6 protein-coding genes and 1 pseudogene are annotated in these 5,928 nt (G+C 72.8%); 4 read left to right on the top strand and 3 right to left on the bottom strand.

Features of this window, described 5'->3' with window-relative positions; all coding sequences use genetic code 11:
- From FV223_RS18165 to FV223_RS18150, 4 genes are all read left to right on the top strand, one after another.
- On the top strand, positions 1 to 866 hold an 866-nt coding region (locus FV223_RS18165; RefSeq protein WP_147728335.1), incomplete at its 5' end, for a glycosyltransferase.
- Positions 866 to 1,966, top strand: coding sequence for a glycosyltransferase (locus FV223_RS18160; RefSeq protein ID WP_147728334.1), 1,101 nt, complete (start codon positions 866 to 868; stop codon positions 1,964 to 1,966). The genes FV223_RS18165 and FV223_RS18160, both read left to right, overlap by 1 nt.
- Before the next feature lie 262 nt (positions 1,967 to 2,228).
- Complete coding sequence (locus tag FV223_RS18155; RefSeq protein ID WP_147728333.1) at positions 2,229 to 3,713, top strand: GumC family protein; 1,485 nt, start codon at positions 2,229 to 2,231, stop codon at positions 3,711 to 3,713.
- Positions 3,706 to 4,638, top strand: coding sequence for a WecB/TagA/CpsF family glycosyltransferase (locus tag FV223_RS18150; protein ID WP_246686496.1), 933 nt, complete (start codon positions 3,706 to 3,708; stop codon positions 4,636 to 4,638). Before FV223_RS18155 ends, FV223_RS18150 begins: the two co-directional genes overlap by 8 nt.
- A gap of 25 nt (positions 4,639 to 4,663) precedes the next feature.
- Here FV223_RS18150 and FV223_RS18145 read toward each other — a convergent pair whose 3' ends face one another.
- From FV223_RS18145 to FV223_RS18135, 3 genes and pseudogenes are all read right to left on the bottom strand, one after another.
- Positions 4,664 to 5,236 (bottom strand): NUDIX hydrolase, encoded by a 573-nt coding sequence (locus FV223_RS18145; RefSeq protein ID WP_147728332.1) that lies wholly within the window; start codon positions 5,234 to 5,236, stop codon positions 4,664 to 4,666.
- Between the two features lie 55 nt (positions 5,237 to 5,291).
- On the bottom strand, positions 5,292 to 5,567 hold the full coding sequence (locus tag FV223_RS18140) for a sulfurtransferase TusA family protein (RefSeq protein WP_147728331.1): 276 nt from the start codon (positions 5,565 to 5,567) through the stop codon (positions 5,292 to 5,294).
- Positions 5,568 to 5,698: 131 nt separating this feature from the next.
- Positions 5,699 to 5,842 (bottom strand): annotated as a pseudogene (locus FV223_RS18135) (glutamate--cysteine ligase); the annotation flags it as partial.
- Positions 5,843 to 5,928: the final 86 nt, after the last annotated feature.

Here is a 5,928-nt window from a genome sequence, read left to right as displayed (position 1 = left end):
CCCTGGCGCTCGCGCCGCCGGGCGCCGTGGTCGCGCCCCTGGCGCTGGCCTTTCCGACGAGCGTCTTCCGGCCCCGCGATCGTTCGGCCCTGCGCCGCAGACTCGGGCTTCCCGCCGACGACCTGCTGATCCTGGTCTCGGCGGTGGTGCTCGACGGACCGGACAAGAACGTCGGCGATCTCGCGGATGCCCTGCGCCGCGTCGCCGGTCCCGGCGTCGGCTTCGTCGCGATCGGCCGGCTCGACCATCCCGCGCGCCTCGCCCTGCCGAACCTGTTCGCGCCCGGGCTGATCGCCGACGAGGCGCACCTGGCCGCCTGGTACGGCGCCTGCGACCTGCACGTCACGGCGAGCCGGCTCGAGACGCTGGGGCAGACGCCGATCGAGGCCGGCCTGTGCGGAACGCCGACGCTGGCCTATCGCACCGCCGGCCTGACCAGCTCGGTGATCGACGGCGTCTCCGGGCGGCTCGTCCCGGTCGAGCCCGGCGCACTGGGCGATGCCCTCGTCGAGCTCGTCGCCGATCGCCAGGCGCTCGCCCGGCTCGGCGCCTTCGCACGGATCGCCTTGGAAAGCCGGTTCGGCCCGGCTTCCTGCGCGATCTCGCTCGACCGGGTGTTTCGCGAGCGCGGCCTGCTGCCGCCGGACCGGGGCCGCCTGCGCTTCGCGCCGGCGCTGCTCGGCCATTTCCCGTTCGCCGCGATCCCGGCTGCGGCCGCCACCGGCCTCGTCGCCGCGCCGTCCAACCCGCTCGTCCGCGGGCTGCGCCGCGCCAAGCAGCGCCTGCTCGGGCGCCGCCTGCCGCCCTGGGCGCGGCGCGGCCTGTACTGGGCCGTCCGGCTTCGATCGCTCGGCGGAGCCCGGTGATGCGCGGCCCGATCTACCTCGACCAGACCCATGTCCGCGGCCACATCACCGGCATCGAGCGGGTGGCGCTCGACCAGTTCACGCCGGCGATGCTCGGCGGCGCGGTCCGGCCCCTGCGCAGCCGCAGCATCCCGGGGATGATCCTCGCGCAGCAGCTCGGCCTGCCGCTTCACGCGGCGCGGGAGCCCGAGGCGCAGTTCGTGATGGCCGGCTTTCCCCCCGGCCCGCTGATGGCGCCGTTCGCGGAGCGCTGCATCCTCTGCGTCTACGACACCTTCCTCCTCGACCGGCCGGAGGATCTCGCCTGGAAGAGCCGGCTCTACATGGCGCCGGCGTTCCGCTACGCGATGCGCTGGGGTCGGCGCTTCCTGGTGATCTCGCGCAAGACCGGCGCGGATTTGCGCCGTCACTGCGCCGACGACGCCCTCGTCGCCCTGCTGCGGCCGGCGGTGCGCGACGTGTTCGGCCTCGACGGGCTCCCCGGCCCCGCCGCCTATCGGCCCGAGGCGCCGCTGCGCATGCTGGCGATCGGCACGATCGAGCCGCGCAAGGATTACCCGGCGGCGATCGCGCTCGCGGCGGCGTTGAACCGCGCCGGCGTGCCGGCCGAGCTGCACATCGTCGGCCGCCTCGGCTGGGGCCGGCACGCCTTCCTCGACGATCCGCCGCCCTTCCTCACCTGGCACGGCTATGTCGGCGACGATGCGCTGCGCACCCTCGCCGCCAGCGCCCACCTTCTGCTCTCGACTTCCAAAGCCGAAGGCCTCGGCCTGCCCCTGCTCGAGATCCAGCATGGCGGCCTGCCGGTGGTCGCCTCCGACGACGCGGTGTTCCGCGAGGTGCTCGGCGAATCCGGCCTGTTCCTCCGCCCGGGCGATCCCGAGGGCGCCGCCTCGGCGCTGATCCAGGCCATCCGGTCCGGCCGCTTGGCGGAAGCCGCGGCCGACGCGCGGGCAAACGTCGCACGATGGAATCGCTTGGCCGCGCGCGACGCGGAGGCGTTCCGCGGCTACCTCGCCGAGGGCGTGTCGGCCTACGGGCCAGACAACCTCGTCGCGCCCGATGGGGTCGCGCCCGATCCGGTTATCCCCAAGCGGTGAGGCGGACTACGTATTGAACGTCGCGCCGACGGATCGTTAAGCATGCCACGCTGTCTCGTCTTGAAGAGACGCTGTTCGCCCCCGTTTCCAAGGCATTGGGAAAGATTTTGCGGCAACCAGAGAGCGCAACCTGCGGTCCGCAGATTGCGGAGACGTCATCGAACACCGCCATCGCCGGGCGCTTCCGGTTCAAGGTGGCACGGGAACGCTCCGAAACGGGATCGTTCCTGGAAACCGTCGGGCAGGTGAGGGACAGAGACCGATGTTCGATTTCTCGACCCCCGTCCGCGGCGAGCCCGTGGAGGTGACGCTGCCGCCGCGCTTCTCCGATCGGGCCGACCCGGGCACGATCCTCCGCCGCCTGTGGCGCGGAGCGAGCTTCATCGTGCTGGGCGGCCTGTTCATGGTCGCCGCCGCCGTTGCGCTGCTCGGGCTGCTGACCCCGGTCTACACCTCCAGCATCCAGATCCTGGTCGATCCCTCCGATCTCCGCGTCGTCGACAACGACGTCAGCGCCCGCACGCCTCAGGCCGACAGCGGCGTGTCGCTCGCCGAGAGCCAGACCAAGGTGATCCAGTCGGACAACGTCCTGCGGCGCACGGTCGAGAAGCTCGACCTCGATCGCGACGACGAGTTCGCCAAGCCCGAGTCCGACAACCCGACGATCGTCTGGCTGCGCACGGCGCTCGGCATGCTGCCGCCGCCCGGCAGCCGCGACCCGGTCAACGTCGCCGTCGACACCCTGCAGACCAAGCTGACCGTGCGCCGGGCCGAGCGCACCTTCGTGATCGACGTGCTGGTGCAGTCGCGCGATCCGGAGAAGGCGGCAAAGATCGCCAACGCCATCGGCGACGCCTACTTCGCCGAGGAGGCCAGCGCCCGCACCGAGGCCGCTCGCCGCGCCTCGGACGCCCTCAACGGCCGCCTGTCGAGCCTGCGCCGCGACGTCGAGCTCGCCGAGGGCAAGCTCCTGAAGTACCGCGAGGACAACAACCTCGTCGCGTCGAGCGGTCGCCTGCTGACCGACCAGCAGCTCGGCGACCTCAACCAGCAGCTCGTCACGGCCCAGATCAAGACCGCGGAATCGCGCTCGCGCCTCGAGCAGGCGCGCAAGATGAAGGCCGGCGACGCCAGCACGGCGCTGCCGGAGATGCTGCAATCGCTCGAGATGCAGGCGCTCCGCCAGCAATACGCGACGCTCTCGCGCAACACCGCCGAGCTTGCGACCCGCCTCGGCGAGCGCCACCCGGCGATGGCCGAGCAGTACGCCCAGCAGCGCGACCTCCAGCGCCTGATCCAGCGCGAGAAGGAGCGGATCATCGAGACGACGCAGAAGGACTACGATCGCGCGGCGGCGAGCGAAACGGCGATCCGCAAGAGCCTCGACCGGGCCAAGGCCGAGACCGTCACCAGCGATCGCGCCAATGTCGGCCTGCGCGAGCTGGAGCGGACGCTCGAATCCCGCCGCGGCGTGTACGAGACCTATCTCCGCCGTTCGCGCGAGGCGAGCGAGCAGGAGCGCCTGAACAGCATCAACGTCCGCATCATCTCGCCGGCGGTCCCCGCCCGCACCCGGACCTGGCCGCCCTCGCCCAAGGTGGTGCTGCCGCTGGCCCTGCTCGTCGGGATGATGCTGGGCGTGGCCATCGCGCTGTCGCTCGGCGCCGCCCGCGACCGTCGCAACGACCGCAACGAGCGCCGCGCCGCGACCGTGCCGCCCCGGAGCTTCCGAGCTGCCGATGCTTGAGGCGGGACAGGCGCAGGCCGAGGAGGACGGCGCGGTGAAGGTCGCCGGCTTCGCCATTCACCCCGCGATGCCGCGGCCCCGGGCCGTCCGCGGGACGAGCCCTCGCCTCGAACCCGGCCATGCGGCCGGCGCCACGCCGGAAACTCCCATGGATCGCCGCAGCGAGGCCGGCAGCGCCTGGCGCGTGCGGATGTTCGGCCACGACTTCGCCGCCGGTCCCGCAGCTGGGATCCTCGCCGCCTCGGCGATGCAGCCGTCGGCCGGGCCGCGCCTCATCGTCACCGCCAACATCGACCACATCGTCCTGCTCTCGGAGAACGCCGCCTTCCGGCAGGCCTATGCCGGCGCCGTCGCGCGGACGCTGGACGGCACGCCGCTGGTCTGGCTCGCGCGGCTGCGCGGCCAGCCGGCCGCCCGCGTCACCGGGCACGACCTCCTCGCGCACGCGCTGTTCGCCCGGCCGGTCGAAGGCCGCCGCGTCTTCCTCGTCTGCTCGCGGGACGCGGTCGCCGAGGCGATCCGCGACCGGCTCAAGCGGTCCGGCTATGACGCGGATGCCGTCGCGACCTGCGTGCCGCCCTTCGGCTTCGACGACGACGCGGAGTACGGCCGCGCGCTGTCGGCCCGCATCCGCGAGCACGGCACCACCCTGCTGGTCATGGGCGTCGGCGCGCCGCGCTCGGAGGTCTGGGTGACGCGCCAAGGTGCGGCCCTCGGCACGCCGCTCGTGCTGGCGGTGGGCGAGGCGGTCAACGTCGCCGCCGGGCTGGTGCCGCGAGCGCCGGTGATGCTGCAGCGTGCCGGGCTCGAATGGGCGTTCCGGTTCGCCTTCGCGCCGCGACGGCTGTTCCGGCGCTACTTCGTGCGGTCGTGGCGCTTCCTCGCGCTCCTGCGCGGCGAGATCGGGAGCCGGGACGCGGCCTGACGCGCCGCTTCGCGGCTCCGCGGGTTCAGGCGGACGCGAACAGGTGCGGGTGCCGCAGGCGCAGCGCGAAGACCAGGGTCAGCGTCTTCATGTCCGCGATCTCGCCGGCGTCGCTGCGGCGGGCGAGGTCGTCGAGCGCCACCTCGTGGACGGTGATCGCCTCGTTCCCCTCAACCAGCCCGCCGCCCGGTCCCGACCGGTCGGCCGCGCCGAAGGGGGCGAGGAACAGGTCCATCCGCTCGGTCGAGATGCCCGGCGCGGTCCAGGCGCTGACCACCCGCTCGAGCACGTTCAGGTCGACGCCGGTCTCCTCGTAGGCTTCGCGGCGGGCGCCGTCCTCCGGGTCGCCCTCGTCGAGGATGCCCGCCGGGGTCTCGAGCATGTCCAGCGGGCCCTCGGCGAAGAACACCGGGGCGCGGAACTGCGAGACCAAGAGCGCGACGCGGCGCGTCGGATCGTAGGGCAGCACCGCCACCGCGCGACCGTGATCCTCGATCTCGCGGGTGATGCGGGTGCCGTCCGGCATCGTCACCTCGGCGACGAGGAACCGGGCCCAGCCGTCATGAACGAGGCGTGTCCCGCGGATGATGGGTACCATGCCTGTGGATCTTCCTACCCGAGTCGCGTCGAGGCCGTTCTAGGCAGGCGATCGTTCAGGAATGAGGCGGCTTCGCGGAGTCTCCGGGGCAGGTGCCGGGGCCGCGGCGGATCGAGAACCGGGTCGCCGTGCCGATCCGGTCCCAGGCTTCGACGGTGTCGCCCTCCTCGCGCACGAGGTTCGGGATGTCGAGGCAGGCCAGCGGATCGGTGCAGGTCACCCGCAGCAGCGTGCCCGGCGGCAGGCGGCGCAGCGCCTTGCGCGTCCGCAGCACCGGAAGCGGGCACTTGAGGCCGGCGAGATCGAGGTCGATCGGTGGTGCGTCCGGCATGCGAGAACCCCGGCGACGGGGACGCCGTCGCCGGGGTCGATAGACCGGATCGATGCGGCTTGTCAGCCGGGCGAAGCGGCCGGCCGTGACCCTGGCGCGTGGCGAGGAAGCGGTGCGGGTCGCCCGCCCGATTACGGGAACCGGCAATGGGTGAAGGCGGGGTCGACCGAGCGCTTCCACGGTCCCTCGTAGTCGGCGAGGCGGTCCTCGGCATGCGAGCGCCCGGCCGCCACGATCGCCTCCAGCGGCTGCAGGTAGATCGTCTCGTCCCGTCCCGAGCCGTCGCCGGGGTCGATAGACCGGATCGATGCGGCTTGTCAGCCGGGCGAAGCGGCCGGCCGTGACCCTGGCGCGTGGCGAG

The organism is Methylobacterium sp. WL116, assembly GCF_008039455.1.
Lineage (GTDB): Bacteria > Pseudomonadota > Alphaproteobacteria > Rhizobiales > Beijerinckiaceae > Methylobacterium.
The sequence above is the reverse complement of the archived record's forward strand: the minus strand, read 5'-3'. Positions and strand labels throughout refer to the sequence as shown.